Consider the following 17596-nt stretch of genomic DNA (forward strand, 5'->3'; position numbering starts at 1 on the left):
ATGTTCGGTTTTCTGCCGTCTGTCCCGGGCCTCGACGACGTCCGCGCCCTGGCCGGCCGCGTCGACACGGCGCGCCACCACGGTGTACCCAACGGCTGCGTGCTCGAGTTCGACCTGCGCTCGGCGCCGCCGGAGACGACGGGCTTCGACCCGCTGGCGATCATCACAGGGGGCGGCCGAGGTATGTCGCTGCGTGACACCGTCGCGGCGATCCACCGCGCCGCCGAGGACACGCGAGTCGCCGGGCTGATTGCCCGCGTGCAGCTCGCGGCGGCACCCCCGGCGGCGATCCAGGAACTGCGAGAGGCGATCGCGGCTTTCAGCGCCGTCAAGCCGTCACTGGCTTGGGCCGAGACCTATCCGGGCACGCTGTCCTACTACCTGGCTTCGGCGTTCGGTGAGGTGTGGATGCAGCCCTCGGGAAGCGTCGGCCTGATCGGCTTCGCGAGCAACGCCATGTTCCTGCGCGACGCGCTCGACAAGGCCGGGATCGAGGCCCAGATCATCGCGAAGGGTGAATACAAGTCGGCGGCAAACCTTTTCACCGAGGGTGGCTTCACCGAGGCCCACCGAGAGGCCGTCACCCGGATGCTGGAGAGCCTGCAAGAACAGGTGTGGCAGGCGGTCGCGGAATCCCGCAAGGTCGAGCCGGAGGCGCTCGACGCGTTGGCCGACCGGGGCCCGCTCTTGCGCGACGACGCGGTGGCCTCGGGCCTCGTCGACCGGATCGGATTCCGCGACGAAGCCTATGCGCGGATCGCGGAACTAGTTGGGTCGCAAGCTATTCCGGAGGAAGAGGCCCCACCCCGGCTCTACCTGGCGCGCTACGCCGGTGCGGCCCGGTCACGACTGAGCCCGCCCGTGCCGTCGGTCCCGGGCCGCCGCTCCAAGCCGACGTTCGCCGTGGTCACCGTCGACGGAACGATCGTCACCGGACGCGGTGGCCCGCAGTTCCTGCCGCTGGGCACGTCGACCGCCGGCGGCGCCACCATCGCGGCGGCGTTGCGGGAGGCCGCCGCCGACGATTCGGTGTCCGCGATCGTGCTGCGGGTGGACAGTCCGGGGGGTTCGGTCACCGCGTCGGAGACCATCTGGCGCGAGGTGAAAAGGGCCCGCGAGCGCGGCAAGCCGGTGGTGGCGTCGATGGGTGCGGTGGCCGCCTCCGGCGGCTACTACGTCTCCATGGGCGCCGACGCGATCGTGGCCAATCCGGGCACGATCACCGGCTCGATCGGCGTGATCACCGGGAAGCTGGTGGTTCGTGACCTGAAGGGCCGCCTGGGGGTCGCGTCGGATACGGTGCGCACCAACGCGAACGCGGACGCCTGGTCGGTCGACGCGCCGTTCACGCCGGAGCAGCGCGCGCATCGGGAAGCCGAGGCGGACCTGCTCTACGCCGACTTCGTCGAACGGGTCGCCGAGGGCCGAAACTTGAGTCCCGAAGCCGTGGATGTCGTTGCGCGGGGCCGGGTCTGGACCGGCGCCGACGCCGTCGAGCGTGGCCTGGTCGACGAGCTCGGTGGATTCCGGGCCGCGGTGCGCCGGGCCAAGATCCTGGCCGGGCTGGACGAGGACACCGAGGTACGCGTCGTCAGCTATCCGGGTTCGTCGCTGCTGGACCTGGTGCGACCGCGGGCCTCGTCGCAACCGGCCGCCGCGTCGCTGCCCGACGCGCTCGGGGCGCTGCTCGGCCGCTCGATCGCCGGGGTCTTGCAAAACATCTCAGGCAACGTCGAGCAGACGCTGGTCGGCGCCAGCGCGCTGTGGCTGGGAACTTCGCGCCTCTAGCCCGACGGTGGCGACCCGCCGCGCCCGGCTATGCCGCGCTGCGATCGCCACTAGCCCGCAAGCCTGCCGCTGATGAAGATGATCTCGCCGAGCGGGTCGTCGTGCTCCGGGGCCGGCACCTCGATGTCGTTGCGCGTGAACAGTTCCGTTCGCGTCACGCCCTCGGCGTCCCACCCCTTGGACCGCAGGTAGTCGACGACGTGGTTGCGTTCGCCGGTGTAGACCAGCGACGCCATGTCGATGTCGACGCCGTGGTCCCGGAAGGCGCCGGACAGCTCCCGCACCCGGCTGGGGTCGAAATCGATTATCCCGGGAACGAATTCGGTGGCGATGGTGCTTCCGGGCGCGCTGAGCGCGGTGATGTTGTCGAACAACCGGTCCTGGGCCTCCGGCGGCAGATAGATCAGCAGGCCCTCGGCCAACCATGCGGTCGGCGCCGTCGTGTCCAGTCCGGCCGCCTTCAGCGCGGCCGGCCAGTCCGCACGCAGATCGACGGCGACGGTGCGCCGGTTGGCGGTTGGTTCGGCGCCGATGCCGGCCAGCGTGGTCGTCTTGAACTCGATCACCTGCGGCTGGTCGATCTCGTAGACCACCGTGCCGTCCGGCCACGGCAACCGGTAGGCGCGCGCGTCCAGGCCGGATGCCAGGATCACCGCCTGACGCACCCCAGCCCCGACGGCGTCGATGAAGTAATCATCGAAGTACTTGGTGCGCACCGCCATTCCGTCGGCCATCGCCTGCATGCGCGTCGGCGACGCGTTCTCGATCGCGTCGAGGTCGAGCTCGCCATCCATCAGCTTGGTGAACAGATCCACCCCGACGGCGCGCACCAGCGGCTCGGCGAACGGGTCGTTGATCAGGCCGCGGGGATCCTTGGTCGCCATGGCTCGGCCGGCCGCGACCATCGTCGCGGTCACGCCCACGCTGGAGGCTAGATCCCAGTTGTCGTCATGAGCGCGTGGCATGGGGAAACCCTAGCCTGAACCCATCGGGCCCTCCGTGAGGGTCGCGGCGACGTAGCTCAGCTCGCCGAAGGTGGCCGCCATCTCGTCCTCGGGGAACTCAAACCCGTTGCGGGCATACAATTCCCGGGCGGAATGGGGCGTAACCCGCCAGCCGTGGGTGGTCAGGTAGTCGACCACGACGTTGCGCTCGCCCCGGTAGAACAGGTCGGCCGCGTTGAGATCGAAACCGAAGCGCTGCCACCGCTCGGAGATCCGCTGCAAGCGCTCGTCGGAAAAGGCGTTCGGGTCGGGGACGTGCTCGGTGGCCAGCCGGCTGCCCGGCGCGCTGAGCGCCGTGATGTGGTCGAACAGCCGGTCCTGGGCCTCGGGCGGCAGGTAGGGGAGCAGGCCTTCCGCGCTCCACGCGGTCGGCCGCGTGACGTCAAAGCCGCCGTGGCGCAACGCGGCGGGCCAGTCGTCGCGCAGGTCGATGGCGATCGCGCGGCGCTCGGCGGTCGGGGCAGCGCAGAGGTCCGCCAGCGTGTTGGTTTTGAAGGCGATGACCTGCGGCTGGTCGATCTCGTAAACCACCGTGCCGGCCGGCCACGGCAACCGGTAGGCCCTGGTGTCCAGGCCGGAGGCCAGGATCACCGCCTGCCGCACACCGTCCGCGGTGGTGCCGGTGAAGAAGTCGTCGAAAAACCTGGTGCGCACCGTGATCTGCTCGCGGCGGGCTTTCCGGTTGAACAGCGCGTCGTCCTCGAAATCGAGCTCGCCGTCGATGATGCGGATGAAGGGGTCCAACCCCACGGCGCGCACCAGCGGATCGGCAAACGGATCATCGAGCAGCGCATCGGGTCCCTGCGCCGCCACGGCGCGCGACGCCGCGACCATGGTGGCCGTCGCGCCCACGCTGGATGCCGGTCCCCAGCTGTCACCGTCGGTGCGTCCGGAGTCGATGGCCATTCCAATGGCTCCTATTTCCCGTTGAGCGTGCCGCTGACGTAGCGCATGTCGCCCATACGTGTGTCGTCCTCCTCAAGGGGCGGAAGATCGTTGGCCGAGAACAGGTCTCGGATGGAGATGCCGTTGAGCGCCCAACCACGGTCGCTCAGGTAGGGGGCCGCCTCGTTGCGGTCCCCGAAGTAGACGAGCCCCGCCATGTCCAGTTCAAAACCGTGCGCACGCCAGCGTTCGGAGATGCGCTGCATGCGTTCCTTCAATTTGTCCTCGTCCCCGGGCTCGGGGTTGGGCGCGCTTTCGGTGGCCAACCGGCTGCCCGGCGCGCTGAGTTCGGTGATGGTGTCCAGCAAACGGTCCTGCGCCTCCGGGGGCAGATAGCCGAGCAGGCCCTCGGCGCTCCACGCGGTCGGCTGGGTCGGGTCGAATCCGGCGGCGCGCAGCGCGGCGGGCCACTCGTCGCGCAGGTCGATGGCCACCACCCGTCGCTCGGTGGTGGGCGCGGCGCCCAGCTTGGCCAGCGTGCGGGACTTGAACTCGATGACCTGCGGCTGGTCGACCTCGTAGACCACGGTGCCGGCGGGCCAGGCCAACCGGTACGCGCGGGAATCCAGCCCCGAGGCGAGGATCACGACCTGCTCGATGCCCGCCCGCGTCGCACCGAGGAAGAACTCGTCGAAGAACTTGGTGCGCACCGCCATGTTGTCGGCCATGCGGGACATGGCCCCGGCGGATCCCGCGGCGCCGTCGTGCACGTCGTTCAAGTCGTCCGGATTCACCTCGCCGGTCGCCAACCGGGTGAGCAGGTCGACGCCGACGGCCCGGACCAGCGGCTCGGCGAACGGGTCGTCGATCAGCGGACGGTCGGCGCGGCTCGCCACGGCGCGGGCGGCGGCGACCATGGTCGCGGTCACCCCGACGCTGGAGGCCAGGTCCCAGGTGTCGCCCTCATACCTGGTGGAAGTCATGTTTGCCCCTGTTCGGATCTAGTTAAACTAATATTTAGCCGATATAACAAGCTTCTGCCACTGTACGCTTCCCGCGTTTCGCGGCAACCTTGACGGATGGCGTACGCAGCGCCCTTCACGATGGCGGGCAAGCGGGTCCTGATCACGGGCGCCTCGTCGGGTCTGGGGGCGGCCCTGGCCCGACGGCTGGCCGGGCGACACGCGGTGGTGGGGCTGATCGCGCGCCGGGAGGACCGCCTGGGCGAGGTGCTGGCCGACTGTCGGCGGACTTCGCCGGGATCGGCGATGTGGGTGGCCGACCTGGCGGACACCTCCGCGGTGCGCGAGCTGGCGCTGCGGGCATGGGACGCGCTCGGCGGCATCGACGTCCTGATCAACAACGCCGCGGTCCCGAAGCGGCGCCCGGTCACGGCCCTGGAGCCCGGCGAGGTCGAGGACGTCATGCGGGTCAACTTCTTCGCCCCGGTGCGGCTGACGCTGGCCCTGCTACCGCGGATGCTGGCGCGCGCGTCCGGCCTGATCGTCAACGTGTCGAGCGTTGGCGGCCGGCTCGGGATCATCCACGAAAGCGCCTACTGCGCAAGCAAGTTCGCGTTGTGCGGCTGGAGCGAGGCGATGGCCGTGGACCTGCACGGCAGCGGCGTCGCCGTGAAGCTGATCGAGCCCGGCCCGGTCGACACCGAGATCTGGGACCAGCCCGGCAGCGAGGAGCCCCTCTACCAGGGGCCCAAGGTCGCCGCCGACGAGGTGGCCGAGGGGATCATCGAGGCGCTGGGCGGCGACACGTTCGAGCACTACGTCCCGGACATGAAAGGGATAGTCGACGCCAAGAACGCCGACATCGATGCGTTCATCGCGGGCTCGGCGGGGATGACGCCGGGATGAGGGCGCTCGTCTACGGCGTGCCGCCGGAGCCTTTCGAGGTTCCCGATGACGCCAACACGCTGACGCAGAACCTGGCCCGCACCCCGACCGCGATGCGGGAGGTGCCGGATCCACAACTGCCGCACGAGGATTGGGTGATCACCCGGCCGCGGCTGACCGGCATCTGCGGGTCGGACTCCAAGCAGATCCTGATGGATTTCGGCGAGGCCGACGCCGACAACGCCATGTCCGCCTTCTGTTCCTTTCCGCAAGTCATGGGGCACGAGGTGGTCGCCGACGTGGTGGCGATGGGGCCCCAGGCCCGCGGGCTCGAGCTGGGCCAGCGCGTGGTGCTCAACCCGTGGCTGTCCTGCGGGCCGCGCGGCATCGAGCCGCCTTGCCCCGCTTGCGAAAGCGGCGACTACAGCCTGTGCTGGAGCTTCACCGACGGCGACATCAAGCCCGGGATCCACACCGGGGTATCGGCCGACGTGACGGGCGGCTACGCCGAACTGATGCCCGCCCACGACAGCATGCTCTTTCCGGTTCCGGATGCCGTGCCCGACGAGCTGGCGGTGTTCGCCGACCCGTTTTCGGTGTCCCTGCACGCGATCACCCGCCATCCTCCACCGCCCTCGGGCCGGGTGCTGGTGTACGGGGCCGGCTCGCTGGGGCTGTGCGCGGTCGCGATCCTGCGGGCGCTCTACCCCGAGGTGGCCGTCGCGGTGGTGGCGCGGTTCCCGGCCCAGCAGGAACTGGCCCGCCGGTTCGGTGCCGAGTTGGTGGTGGACCACGAACCGCGCCTGGCCCTCATCGAGGAGCTGGTCCCGTGGGGCGGTGGCCGGCTGCGGCAGCCCCTGCTGGGCCTGCCGATGGCCTACCCGGGGGCGGTCGACGTCGTCTACGACACGGTCGGCAAGCCGGAGACGTTCGAGGCCGGGGTCCGGGTGCTGCGCTCCCGCGGGACGCTGGTGAAGGCCGGTGTGCACGTACCCGGCCGATGGGAGTGGAGTCCCTTGTATTTCAAGGAGATCGCCCTCGTGGGGTCGAATGCGTTCGGCCTCGAGGAGGTCGAGAGCCGGCGCCAGCACGCCATCGCCCACTACCTGGACCTGGCCGCCGCCGGCCGCGTGGACCTGCGCCCCATGCTGACCCACACCTTCTCACTCGAGCAGTGGCGCGAGGCCTTCCTGGCGATCGCCAATCAGGGCGAGAGCGGCGCTATCAAGGTAGGCATCGACCAGCGCTAGAGCAGGGCGCCTCGGGACCCGGTGATCGGCAGGTCAATCGGGGTGATGACGCCCGGCTGTGCGTCGCAAAGGAACGGAATGGCGTTGACCGCCGCGACGGCGGTGCTGTCCATCAACACGGTCATCGCGTCCTCTCCGGGGTTGCCGAACCGGATCGTCGCGTCGACCCGTGGTTCGCCTTCGATCACCACGCTGAACCCCGCGGGGTCGCTCCATTGCGGGTCCAGCGCGTCACCACTCATGGTCCAGCAGATGGCCAGCTCGACTACCGGGCGGCCGCCGCGATGGCCGCGATAGGTGCGGCGCTGACCCCCGACGGTGCCGGCGGCGAAGTCCACCCACCCCAGATTCAGATCCCGGGTCAGCACCGCGGGCTCGACGAACGCCTCCTTCGAGTCGAGTTCGACGCCCAGCATCGTGGCGATCATGTCCAGCGTCTCGAAGTAGCCGAGGCCGTATCGTTGTGTCTCCGGGTCGATTTGCGTCACCCGCTGACGGGGTGGTTTGCCGAATCCGAGCACCCTCCATACTTCCCATACCGGATACGTGGTGCAGTCCAACGTTTCGACGAGCTTGACGCTGTGCACCCGCCGGCACGCGCCGGTGAGGAAGCCGGCGACCACGTTGATGAAGCCCGGCTCGAATCCCGTTCCCAGAAGGGTGGCTTGTCCCTGTTGCGCCGCGTCCTCGAGCGCCGGGAGTTCGACCGGGTGATGGGTGCCGGTCAGGAAGTCTCCCGTGGTGACCACGTTGATGCCGCGGCGCAGCATCCTTTGCACCAGTTCGTAGTCGATGAGGCGCGGCATGTAGTTCACGCAGTCCGGCGCAAGGTCGAGCAACGCGTCGGCATCGCTCGTCGCGGTGACTCCGGTCGGGGGCCGGTCCGCGAGTACCCCCGCGTCGCACCCCACCTTGTCCGCGCCCAAAGCGTGGACGCCGACCACGTCGAAGTCGTCGCGGTCGAGCAGGATGCCGAGCGCTCGCTTTCCGATGTTGCCGGTGGACCACTGAACCACTCGGTATCGCCGCATGCTGTCCCTTCGTATCCGTGCGATCGGACCGTTGACAAGCGTAGGCGAACATTGTTGTAATCTGAATACTGTTCGAATTCGAACGCTGTTTGAAAGGTGGGGACGCGTGGATGCTGTGGCCAATGCACCGGTGCTGCGCTACGGGGCGCTGGACCGGGCGCACCTGACGAAGCACTTGTTGCGGCTGGCGAAACGGGTGGGCGTCAGCCGGGTCACGATGCGCGAGCTGGCAGCAGAGGCGGGCACGGCGGCCTCGTCGGTGTACTACCACGTCCGCGACAAGAGGGAACTGCTGGATTTGCTGATCGAATCGGTGCTTGCACGGATCGAGGTGCCGCAGGAGGGCGACTGGGAAACACGTTTGCTCGCGCTTTACACGAATGCCTGGAAGGTGCTGGTCGGCGTGCCCGGGATGGCGGCTCTGCTGCAGGAGCATCCGCACACCGCCGCGGCGACCGAGATGGACCGCGCCTCTCGCGGAATTCTGCGCGAATCTGGCTTGGCTGCCGAGCATTTCGATGCCGCCCACGCCGCGTTGTACATCCACCTGCTGGGTTCCGTGCAGCTTGAGCACACACGCCGCGCCGGGGGCGCGGCTGGCGGGCCAAGCGACCAGGCGTTCGCGTACGGCTTACGCTTGATCCTCGCCGGTCTGCGCGACGAGCTGGAGCGACGTCGAGGCGCATCATGACAGATACGACGATCGATCTCGCCGAGCCGGTGGTCTGGGCGTCGCGATTTCCCGACGATCTGTTCGCCGAGTTGCGCGCCCGCGTGCCGGTGTTTCACCAGCAACTCACCGCTGACGTCAGATCCACTGTGGGCCGAGAGTTTTGGGTGTGCACCAAGCATGCGGACGTCGCGCGCGTGCATCGCGATTACGAGTCGTTCACGGCGGCCCGTGGACCGCTGATTCAAGACGTACCACTGTTCGATGCGTACCCGGCCATCGTCAGTATGGACCCTCCGGATCACACGATCCGCCGCAAAGTCATCGCTCGTGCGTTCACACCACGCGCGGTGGCCAAGCTGGAAGACGGCATTCGAGATCGGGCCGAGGCGATGGCCGCCATTCTACTTGAATCCGGTGGTGGCGAGTTCGTCGATCTCGCTGCGGGATTGCCGATTTCGGTGATTGGTGACATCGTCGGAATTCCTGACGTAGACCGCCCGCATGTATTCGGCTTGATTGACCGGGTGTTGAAGACCGCTGGCGCACAGATGTCCCTCCCCGACGGTGATGACCTGTTGCCCTTTATGGAATTGTTCGAGTACGCCAGTACGCTGACCGCTCACAAGCGTGAGCATCCCGTGGACGACATTTGGAGTGCGTTATGCACCACGGAGATCACGGGAGAATCGGGGGAGCGTTTTTTGCTGCCCTCCAACGAGCTGGAGATTTTCTTTTTCATCCTCGGATTGGCCGGGGCCGACACGACTCGAAATGCGTTGTGCGACGGGATGCGGGCCTTCGCAGCCAATCCCGATCAGCTTGCGGTCTATCGATCCGACCCGGATGCGAGGCGCACGGCGGTCGAGGAGGTGATCCGCTATTCCACGCCGATCATGTTCTGGGTGCGCGGAGCAACCAAGGATGTGATGCTCGGCGACGTAATGATCCCCGACGGTGCCCGCGTGGTGACGATGTTGCGCTCGGCCAATCGCGACGAAGACGTCTTCGAGAATCCATATCGGTTCGACATTCGCCGAGATCCCAACCCCCACCAGTCCTTCGGAGGTGGTGGCGCCCACCACTGTTTGGGCGCAATGCTTGCGCGGGCGGAAGTCCTCGCCGCCCTTGACGAGATATTGTTGAATACCGGCGCCATCGAGGTCGGCGAACCGAGGATGACGCTTCCCGATCTTTGCAACAACATGACCGTGTACGAATCACTCCCGGTCAGCCTCAAGCAGCTCTAGGCGGGACGGGTCGCACGATAGTAGGTGAGTCGTCCAACCAAGCGCTGCCGGTGCGTGGCAACCTCGGTGCAGTCGAACCCGGCCCCGCGCAGCAGGCGCGGGATCGCGTCGCCGAGGTTGCCGGCAGCGTGGGGGCTGCGCCTGATGAGTCGCCCTACCACACCACCGTCGGCGGTCATGTCGCCGCCGATATCGACAAGGTGCAGCCTGCCGCCCGGACGCAGGACCCGGAAGACCTCCGCCGCCGCAACGGTTTTCGCGTCGTCGCCGACATGGTGCAGCATCATCGACGACAGCACCCGGTCGAATTCGCCGTCGGCGTAGGGCAACCGCTGGGCGTAGCCCTGTTCGAAGCCAATACCGTCAAGCCGGCGTGCCTTTCGCTGCGCCCGGTCAAGTGCGCGCGCGTCGGGATCGGATCCGGTCACATTCACGGCGGGATGTGCGCGTTTGACCCGGATGGTGAGATTTCCCGTGCCGCAGCCGATTTCCAGGACGCGCTGGCCGTCGGCGAGCTCCGCCTGCGCGATCAGAGTCTCATGGACCCGGTTCATGCCCAATATGCGGCTAAACACGTCGTAGCAGGGCAGCAGCGCGTCGTGACCGGCGGCGGGCAGGTAATCATGTGGATGATGTTTCGTCACGAAATCCATGGTGAATCGTTGGACCGCGGAAGAATTGGCTGATCCTCGGTGAAAATAGGACTATCTTTGGTGACATGACGCAGCCCGCTCGGATGGTTCGGCAGCGCGCCGGGGTGCCGATCTACGAATATCGCACCGATCCGGACACGCCCCCGGTGTCGGTGGTGCGGTCGGGTCCCGAGGATTTCATCGAGCGGGGCCGTCACATTCACGACTTTCCGGCGCTTTGGTACCTTCCCGCGGCCCGGCAGGTCTACGTGGCGGCCGCGGGTCAGGTGCTCGACCCCGGGCGGCTGGAGCTTCGCGATGCCGGTGTCGCGGTGTTCTTCGACCCCGCCGCGCTCGGGGAGGACGCGCGATCGCCGTGGCCGGCGTGGCGGGCACACCCGCTGCTGTTCCCGTTCCTGCACGGACAAGTCGGCGGGATATTGCGCCTGGAGGTGCCCGCGGCCCGGCGGCCGGCGTGGGATGCCGCGGTCTGTTCGATCGAAACGGAACTGGGCGCGCGGCAGGACGGGTATCGGCAGGCGGCGCTGGCGCACCTGACGCTGTTGTTGATCGACCTCGCCCGGCTGGCCGGGCCGGTGGTGGCCGAGCTGCGGCGCAGTGGCGAACCGCTGCTGGCCGAGGTGTTCGAGGTGATCGACCGGCGTCACGCCGGGCCGTTGTCGCTGCGCGACGTCGCCGGCGAACTCGGCATGAGCCCGGGCCACCTGACCACCGTCGTGCGCCGCCGCACCGGGCGCACCGTGCAAGAGTGGATCACCGAACGCCGCATGGCCGAAGCCCGCGGCTTGCTGGCCGAAACGGACCTACCCGTCGCGGAGGTGGCCAGGCGGGTCGGGGTTTGCGATCCCGGCTATTTCAGCCGGCTGTTCGGCCGGGCGCACGGCTCCTCGCCCCGCGAATGGCGCGGTGGCCGAGAACCTCAGCGCCGAGAGTGAATCTCACGACGGGTTCACGGCGTGTCGCGCCGCGAATTTCACCGTCGGGGAGCGTCCGTCAGATCGGTGTCCAACCACTCGTCGACGTCGAATTGGTCGGCGACGGCGCGGATCGTGGCACCGCCGCGGCCGGGGTAGTGCGCGGGTATGACGGCGGCTTTTGCCCGGACGGCCTCGGTGAATATCCGGCGGCGGGTGACCGCGGCGGCCGGCGCGTCCAGGTCGAAGGCGCAGGCGTCGGCGGGTCGGCGCAGTTGCAGCGGGCTGTGGGTGAGATCGCCGACGAAGACCGCCGGTTGGCCCGCATCCAGCCACAGCACGGAGGAGCCCGGTGTGTGCCCGCGGGCGGGCCCCAGTCGCAGCGACCGACTGACCTGGTAGTTGTCCGACCATTGGACGAGCTGACCGGCTTCATCGATGGGCAAGACGCTGTCGGCGAACACCAGCTGGTCACCGGGTTGGCGGCCCGCAGGTCCGTCCGGTGAGAAGTGGTGGTAGTCGGCGGCCGGCACCAGGTATCGGGCGTTGGGAAACGTCGGCACCCAGGCGTCGTTCTCGAGCAGCGTGTTCCACCCGACGTGGTCGGAGTGGATGTGAGTGTTGACCACCACGTCCACCGCGTTGCGGTCGACGCCCGCCAACCGCAGCGCCGCCAGGAATCCGGTGTTCAGGTGGTCCAGGGGTGGCATGTGCGGGCGTTGGCGATCGTTGCCGACACCGGTGTCCACGACCACGGTCAGGCCGTCGACCTCGATGATCCAGCTCTGGACCGCGATGTGCCACTGATCGGTCGAGGGGTCGAAGAAGTCCGGCACCAGCAGGTCGGCGTTGTCCCGCCACCCCGACGGCGGCGTCTGCGGGAAGCAGCGGGTTCCCAGGTCGAATTGGAGTTCCAGCACGCGCGCCACGCTCGCGTGACCGAACCGGGCCCGGCGCATTTATGTCTCGTCTCCCGGCGAGCGTGAATTCGGCGACGCCGTCACGGCCTGTCGCGTCGCGGATTTCACAGTCGACGTGGTTCTGGCGGGTGGCCGCATCTAGGCGTTGGCGCGCAGGTAGCCGTAAACGCCGGCGAAGTTGCGGTTCACGTCCTCGGGGATGGGCACGGGACCACCGAGAGCCCTTGCACCCCATACGATTTGGGCGGTCCGCTCTACGAGGGCGGTAATGTGCAGGACCTTGTCGGGTCGCGGCCCCACGGCCACCAGGCCGTGGTTGGCGATCAACGCGGCGCCCCGGCCCTCGAGCGCCTTGACCGCGTTGGCGCCGACCTCGGGCGTGCCGGACGCGGCGTAATCGGTGCACCGAACCTCCCCGCCGCAGTAGACGGCGAACTCGTCGATGCAGGCCGGAATCGGCTGGTGCGCAATGGCGAACATGGTCGCCCACACCGGATGGCTGTGGATGACGCTGCCGATGTCGTCGAACGCCTGGTAGCACGCCAGGTGCAGCTTCGCCTCCGACGACGGTGACCGGCCGTCGGCGGCGTGCAGCACGGCGCCTTGCGGGTCGATCAGCACCAGGTCGTCCAACTGCATGTCGCGGTAGTCGACCGACGACGGCGTGATGACGATGTTGCCGTCGGAGCGCCGCGCCGAGATGTTGCCGGCGGTCCCCTCGACCAGGCCCCGGCGCAGCATGTCCTTGGCGGCGTCCAGCACCGCGGTCTCGGGGTTGTCCACGGATTTCATGGATGTCACGGACGTCATGGGCCGAGCACCTCCGGGTTGACGATGTGAGCGGGCGTCCTGCCGGCCAGCAGCGCTTCCAGGTCGTCGGCCACCATCTGCGCCTGCCGAGCCTCAGTGTTCCACGTGGCGCCCCCGATGTGGGGCGTCAGGACCACGTTGGGCATGCCCACCAGCGGATGCTCGGTGGGCAGCCATTCGCCGACGAAGTGGTCCAGGCCGGCGGCGGCGACCTTGCCCCCGCGCAGCGCGTCGACGAGCGCGTCGGTGTCGTGCAGCTGTGCCCTGGCGGTGTTGAGGAAGACCACGCCGTCGCGCATGGCCGCGAACTGCTGCGCGCCGATCATGCCGGCGGTGGCGCCGGTGACCGGCGCGTGCAGGGACACCACGTCGGCCTCGGCGAGCAGTTCGTCCAGGCCGTGGCGCGCTTCGTCGTTGTACGGGTCGTGAGCGATCACCCGCATGCCCAGACCGGCCAGCCGCCACCGGGTGGCACGGCCGACGGCGCCGAGGCCCACCAGACCGGCGGTGCGCCCGGCGATCTCCCAGCCGCGGAACCGCTGATAGGGAATGCTGCCGTCGCGAAACATGTTGCCGCTGCGGACATCCGCGTCGGCGGTCAGCAGGTGGCGGGTGGCGGCCAGCAGCAGCGCCACCGCCATCTCGGCGACCGCGTCGGCGTTGCGGGCCGGGGTGTTCAGCACGGGGATGCCGGCCGCGGTGGCCCCCTCGATGTCGACGTTGTTGGGATCGCCCCGGGTGGACGCAACGGCAATCAGGGCGCGCGGCCCCTGCTCGAACACCGGGCCGCGGACCGAGTCGCTTTCCACCACAACGACATCGGCGGATTCGCCCGCGATCCGCGCGGCCAGCTGCTCGGCGCTGTAGATCCGCAGCGGGGTCGCTTCGATCCAGGGGTCGTAGACCACGTCGGCCAGCCGCCGGAGCTTGGCGAACCCCGGTCCACGCAGCGGGGCGGTCACCAAGGCGCGCGGTCGTGACGTCACGAACCCCAATGCTGGCGTACGGTGACGCCCGTGTCACGTGAAGGCGTCACGATCGGCATCGATATCGGCAGTACCGCCGTCAAGGCCGTGGCCGCCGACGCGGACGGCCTGGTGACGGCGCGGGTGCGCATTCCGCACGAGCTGCGGGTGCCGGCGCCCGATCGGCTGGAGCACGACGCCGACGAGGCGTGGCGGCGGGGCCCGGTCGCGGCGCTGGACCAACTGGCCCCCGCTCCCGACGTCCGGGCGGTCGCGGTGTCCGCGATGGTGCCTTCGCTGACCGCCGTCGACGCCGCGGGCAGGCCGCTGACCCCCGGGCTGCTGTACGGCGATGCCAGGGGACGGGTGCCGGGGGCCGACAACCAGCCGCTTCCCGGGCTGGGCGAGGCGGCGGAGTTCCTGCGCTGGACGGCCGCCCAGGCGCCCCGCGCGGCCGGGTACTGGCCCGCGCCCGCCGTGGCCAACCACGCCCTGGCGGGCCAGGCGGTGATGGACGTCGCCACCGCCGCCACCGCCTTCCCCCTGTTCGACGGGACCGGCTGGGACCCGGCGGAGTGCGCCGATCGCGGCGCGACCGTCGAGCAGATGCCCCGGGTGGAGACGATCGGGACGGCCGCCGGGCAGCTCCCTGGGACGGGCGCCATATTGGCGATCGGCGCCATCGATGCGCTCTGCGAACAGATCGTGGCCGGCGCCGACCGCGACGGCGACGTGCTCGTGCTGTGTGGCACCACCCTGATCGTGTGGAGCACGATCGCCGAGGCGCGGCAGGTGCCCGGCCTGTGGACCATCCCGCACACCGCCCCCGGCAAGAGCCAGATCGGGGGAGCCAGCAACGCGGGCGGCCTGTTCCTGGGCTGGGTGGAGCGCCTGCTCGGCGCGGGCGATCCGGGGAGCGCGGATCCGCGTCGCGTGCCGGTGTGGTCGCCCTACATACGCGGGGAGCGCACGCCGTTCCACGACCCGGATCGGCGGGCCGTGCTCGACGCCCTCGATCTCACCGACGACGCGGCCTCGGTGCGGCGGGCCGCGTACGAGGCGTCGGGCTTCGTCGTGCGTCAGCTCATCGAGCTGAGCGGGGCGCCGGTGGCGCGCATCGTGGCCGCCGGTGGCGGCACCCGGGTCGGGCCGTGGATGCAGGCCATCGCCGACGCCACCGGACGGCCGGTGGAGGTGTCCGCGGTGGCCGAGGGGGCGGCGCTGGGGGCCGCGTTCCTGGGCCGGATGGCGGCCGGCCTGGAAACCTCGATCGCCGACGCCGGGCGTTGGGCCCGCATCGAGCGCGTCGTTGAGCCCGATCCCGCCTGGGGGGCGGCGACCGCCGACCGCTACCAACGGTTCCTGGAGCTGGGAAACCAGAGATCTAGCGCGATACCTCCGGCGGCGTTCTAGGCTGGTGCAATGACTGACCAGGACCACAAAGCCGCCCGACGAGAGATCGCCGACGCCCTGTTGAAAGCTCTCGAACGTCGGCACGAAATAGCCGACGTGGTGGTGGAGTCCGAGGACAAGGCGGTCGCGGTCGAGGCGATCGTCCGTTTGCTCGATACGTCCCACGTGGCCGCCGAGGCGGTGATGGGCATGTCGTTCGCTTCGCTCACCATCGATTCGCGCAGGAAGATCCTGGCCGAGCTGGAGGACCTGAACAAACAGCTGAGCTTCACCCTCGGGGAGCGTCCCGCAAGCTCGGGGGAGACCCTCGAGCTTCGGCCCTTCTCCGCCGATCAGGACCGCGACATCTTCGCCGCCCGCACCGAGGACGTCGGCGCCGCCGGTGACGGGTCCGGTGGACCGGCGGGCAACCTCGACGACGAGATCCGTGCGGCGCTGGGGCGCGTCGGCGACGAGGAGGCCGCATGGTTCGTGGCGGTCGATTCGGGCGAGAAGGTCGGAATGGTCTTCGGCGAGCTGGTCGGTGGCGAGGTGAACGTGCGGATCTGGATTCACCCCGACCACCGCAAGAAGGGTTACGGCACGGCGGCGCTGCGCAAGTCGCGCTCGGAGATGGCATGGTGCTTCCCCGCCGTGCCGTTGGTGGTCCGGACGCCGGCGGCCAAACCCGGCTAGGTCCCGGTTTCGGCCACCCGTACCCCTAGCCCAGCGTGGCGGTGACGGCGATGATGTTTCGGAGCTGCGATTCCTCGTCGTCGGGGAAGACGCGGCCGTAATCGGCGAAGAACTCCCGCCGTGGCCGGGTGCTCACCTGCCAGCCCCGATCGGCCAGGTAGTCGACGACGTTGCTGCGCTCGCCGTCGAAGAACAGTCCGGACAGGTCGATGTCGCACCCCAGATTGGCCCACCGCTGGTTGAATTGCTGCGCGCGCTGCGACATTGTCCGGCCGGAATCGTCGCCGTGGTACTCGGTGGCCAGCTTGCTCCCGGGCGCGCTGAGCGCGGTGATGTTGTCGAAGAGCCGGTCCTGGGCGTCGGGCGGAAGGTACATCAGCAAGCCCTCGGCGCTCCAGGAAGTTGGTTGCGTTGTGTCAAAGCCACTGCGGCGCAACGCTTCCGGCCAATCGTCTCGCAGATCGATGGTGACGGTGCGGCGGTCCGCGGTCGGGGCGGCCCCCAGGTTGGCCATCGCGGCGGTCTTGAATTCGACAACCTTGGGTTGATCGACCTCGTAGACCACGCTTGTCGGCGGCCAAGCCAGCCGGTAGGCGCGCACGTCGAGGCCGGCGGCCAGGATCACCGATTGGCGGATGCCGTCGCGGGCGGCGTTGAGGAAGAAATCGTCGAAGAAGCGGGTGCGCACCGCGATCGAATCGGTCTCGAGTTGCAGGTCCCGTTCGCCGCCGTCTTCCGCGCCCGGGGCCACTTCACCGTTGATCAGGCGGATGAAGAAGTCGAGGCCGACCGCGCGCACCAGGGGCGCCGCAAACGGGTCGTCGATGATCGCGTCGGTCTCCGTGCTGGCCAGCGCGCGGGCCGCGGCGACCATCGTTGCCGTCGCGCCGACGCTGGAGGCCAAGTCCCAGCTGTCCTGATCGGTTCGCGTCATGCTGCTCCCACTTACTTAGCTAATGTAACGAGCCAAACCACCCGAACTCTACGCCTCGCCGCTGTCCGCTTCCTGTGTCCTCCAAAGGCCTTCGAAAGGGTGTCGACAGGGGCTGCCCCGATCAGCTGTTAGTCTCGTACACGGTTTGACGCGCGGCGCCGTACGTCCTGGCCTGCGGGTGTTAGGCGCGAGTCGCAGGACGCAGGAGGAAGAGTTGCTTTCGGCTTTCATCTCATCGCTGCGGACAGCCGACCTGAGACGGAAGATCCTCTTCACGCTTGGCATCGTCCTTCTCTACCGGGTCGGCGCCGCTTTGCCATCCCCGGGTGTGAACTACCCGAACGTGCAGCAGTGCATCAAGGAGGCCAGCGGCGGCGAGGCCGGACAGATCTATTCGCTGATCAACCTGTTCTCCGGTGGTGCGCTGCTCAAGCTGACGGTGTTCGCCGTGGGGGTGATGCCCTATATCACCGCCAGCATCATCGTGCAGCTGCTCACCGTGGTCATCCCGCGGTTCGAGGAATTGCGCAAGGAGGGCCAGGCCGGCCAGGCCAAGATGACCCAGTACACCCGCTACCTGGCGATCG

General features: G+C 68.8%; 18 protein-coding genes. 9 read left to right on the plus strand and 9 right to left on the minus strand.

Annotation, left to right across the window (positions count from 1 at the left end):
• The gene (gene sppA, locus JWP83_RS18035) at nt 1-1788 is read left to right on the plus strand and encodes a signal peptide peptidase SppA (protein WP_297732543.1); all 1788 of its coding nucleotides are present in this window, start codon (nt 1-3) and stop codon (nt 1786-1788) included.
• A 50-nt stretch (nt 1789-1838) separates the two neighbouring features.
• Here the strand turns inward: sppA and JWP83_RS18040 are convergent, their stop codons facing one another.
• The 3 genes from JWP83_RS18040 to JWP83_RS18050 are packed head-to-tail and all read right to left on the minus strand — an operon-like array spanning nt 1839 to nt 4660.
• Nucleotides 1839-2753 carry a class I SAM-dependent methyltransferase gene (locus JWP83_RS18040; RefSeq protein ID WP_297732545.1) on the minus strand — a complete coding sequence of 305 codons (915 nt, stop codon included), beginning with the start codon at nt 2751-2753 and terminating at the stop codon, nt 1839-1841.
• A gap of 9 nt (nt 2754-2762) precedes the next feature.
• A complete protein-coding gene (locus JWP83_RS18045) occupies nt 2763-3692 on the minus strand; it encodes a class I SAM-dependent methyltransferase (protein ID WP_297732581.1) in 930 nt (309 codons plus the stop codon).
• A 17-nt stretch (nt 3693-3709) separates the two neighbouring features.
• On the minus strand, nt 3710-4660 hold the full coding sequence (locus tag JWP83_RS18050; protein WP_297732547.1) for a class I SAM-dependent methyltransferase: 951 nt from the start codon (nt 4658-4660) through the stop codon (nt 3710-3712).
• A 120-nt stretch (nt 4661-4780) separates the two neighbouring features.
• On the opposite strand from JWP83_RS18050, the gene JWP83_RS18055 reads away from it, so the two are divergent.
• Both JWP83_RS18055 and JWP83_RS18060 read left to right on the plus strand, forming a co-directional pair.
• Nucleotides 4781-5545: an SDR family NAD(P)-dependent oxidoreductase gene (locus JWP83_RS18055; RefSeq protein ID WP_367185650.1), complete on the plus strand. Its 765-nt coding sequence runs from the start codon at nt 4781-4783 to the stop codon at nt 5543-5545.
• Complete coding sequence (locus JWP83_RS18060) at nt 5542-6774, plus strand: zinc-binding dehydrogenase (protein ID WP_297732551.1); 1233 nt, start codon at nt 5542-5544, stop codon at nt 6772-6774. Before JWP83_RS18055 ends, JWP83_RS18060 begins: the two co-directional genes overlap by 4 nt.
• Here the strand turns inward: JWP83_RS18060 and JWP83_RS18065 are convergent.
• Nucleotides 6771-7805, minus strand: a complete 1035-nt coding sequence (locus JWP83_RS18065; protein ID WP_297732554.1) for a dihydrodipicolinate reductase — start codon at nt 7803-7805, stop codon at nt 6771-6773. The two genes, JWP83_RS18060 and JWP83_RS18065, sit on opposite strands and share 4 nt — an antisense overlap.
• Nucleotides 7806-7911: 106 nt before the next feature.
• Here JWP83_RS18065 and JWP83_RS18070 point away from each other — a divergent pair, with 106 nt between their 5' ends.
• Entirely contained in the window at nt 7912-8496 is a 585-nt protein-coding gene (locus tag JWP83_RS18070) for a TetR/AcrR family transcriptional regulator (RefSeq protein ID WP_297732556.1), read from the plus strand.
• On the plus strand, nt 8493-9725 hold the full coding sequence (locus JWP83_RS18075; RefSeq protein ID WP_297732558.1) for a cytochrome P450: 1233 nt from the start codon (nt 8493-8495) through the stop codon (nt 9723-9725). Before JWP83_RS18070 ends, JWP83_RS18075 begins: the two co-directional genes overlap by 4 nt.
• On the opposite strand, the gene JWP83_RS18080 is transcribed toward JWP83_RS18075, so the two are convergent.
• Nucleotides 9722-10378, minus strand: coding sequence for a class I SAM-dependent methyltransferase (locus JWP83_RS18080; protein ID WP_297732560.1), 657 nt, complete (start codon nt 10376-10378; stop codon nt 9722-9724). The genes JWP83_RS18075 and JWP83_RS18080 overlap by 4 nt on opposite strands.
• A gap of 65 nt (nt 10379-10443) precedes the next feature.
• Between JWP83_RS18080 and JWP83_RS18085 the strand changes: the two genes are divergently transcribed.
• On the plus strand, nt 10444-11313 hold the full coding sequence (locus JWP83_RS18085) for an AraC family transcriptional regulator (RefSeq protein WP_297732562.1): 870 nt from the start codon (nt 10444-10446) through the stop codon (nt 11311-11313).
• Nucleotides 11314-11351: 38 nt separating this feature from the next.
• Here the strand turns inward: JWP83_RS18085 and JWP83_RS18090 are convergent, their stop codons facing one another.
• From JWP83_RS18090 to JWP83_RS18100, 3 genes are all read right to left on the minus strand, one after another.
• Complete coding sequence (locus JWP83_RS18090) at nt 11352-12251, minus strand: MBL fold metallo-hydrolase (RefSeq protein ID WP_297732564.1); 900 nt, start codon at nt 12249-12251, stop codon at nt 11352-11354.
• Nucleotides 12252-12350: 99 nt separating this feature from the next.
• Nucleotides 12351-13004: an L-fuculose-phosphate aldolase gene (locus JWP83_RS18095; protein WP_297732583.1), complete on the minus strand. Its 654-nt coding sequence runs from the start codon at nt 13002-13004 to the stop codon at nt 12351-12353.
• 14 nt (nt 13005-13018) lie between these two features.
• Nucleotides 13019-14008, minus strand: a complete 990-nt coding sequence (locus JWP83_RS18100; RefSeq protein WP_297732566.1) for an NAD(P)-dependent oxidoreductase — start codon at nt 14006-14008, stop codon at nt 13019-13021.
• Nucleotides 14009-14038: 30 nt separating this feature from the next.
• Here JWP83_RS18100 and JWP83_RS18105 point away from each other — a divergent pair, with 30 nt between their 5' ends.
• Complete coding sequence (locus JWP83_RS18105) at nt 14039-15400, plus strand: FGGY-family carbohydrate kinase (RefSeq protein WP_297732568.1); 1362 nt, start codon at nt 14039-14041, stop codon at nt 15398-15400.
• A gap of 9 nt (nt 15401-15409) precedes the next feature.
• On the plus strand, nt 15410-16075 hold the full coding sequence (locus JWP83_RS18110; protein ID WP_297732570.1) for a GNAT family N-acetyltransferase: 666 nt from the start codon (nt 15410-15412) through the stop codon (nt 16073-16075).
• 25 nt (nt 16076-16100) lie between these two features.
• Here the strand turns inward: JWP83_RS18110 and JWP83_RS18115 are convergent, their stop codons facing one another.
• Nucleotides 16101-17009, minus strand: coding sequence for a class I SAM-dependent methyltransferase (locus JWP83_RS18115; protein ID WP_297732572.1), 909 nt, complete (start codon nt 17007-17009; stop codon nt 16101-16103).
• Nucleotides 17010-17223: 214 nt separating this feature from the next.
• On the opposite strand from JWP83_RS18115, the gene JWP83_RS18120 reads away from it, so the two are divergent.
• Nucleotides 17224-17596, plus strand: a 373-nt coding sequence (locus tag JWP83_RS18120) for a preprotein translocase subunit SecY (RefSeq protein WP_367185649.1), incomplete at its 3' end; no start/stop codon positions are given.

It is taken from the genome of Mycobacterium sp., assembly GCF_025965855.1.
Classification (GTDB): Bacteria; Actinomycetota; Actinomycetes; order Mycobacteriales; family Mycobacteriaceae; genus Mycobacterium.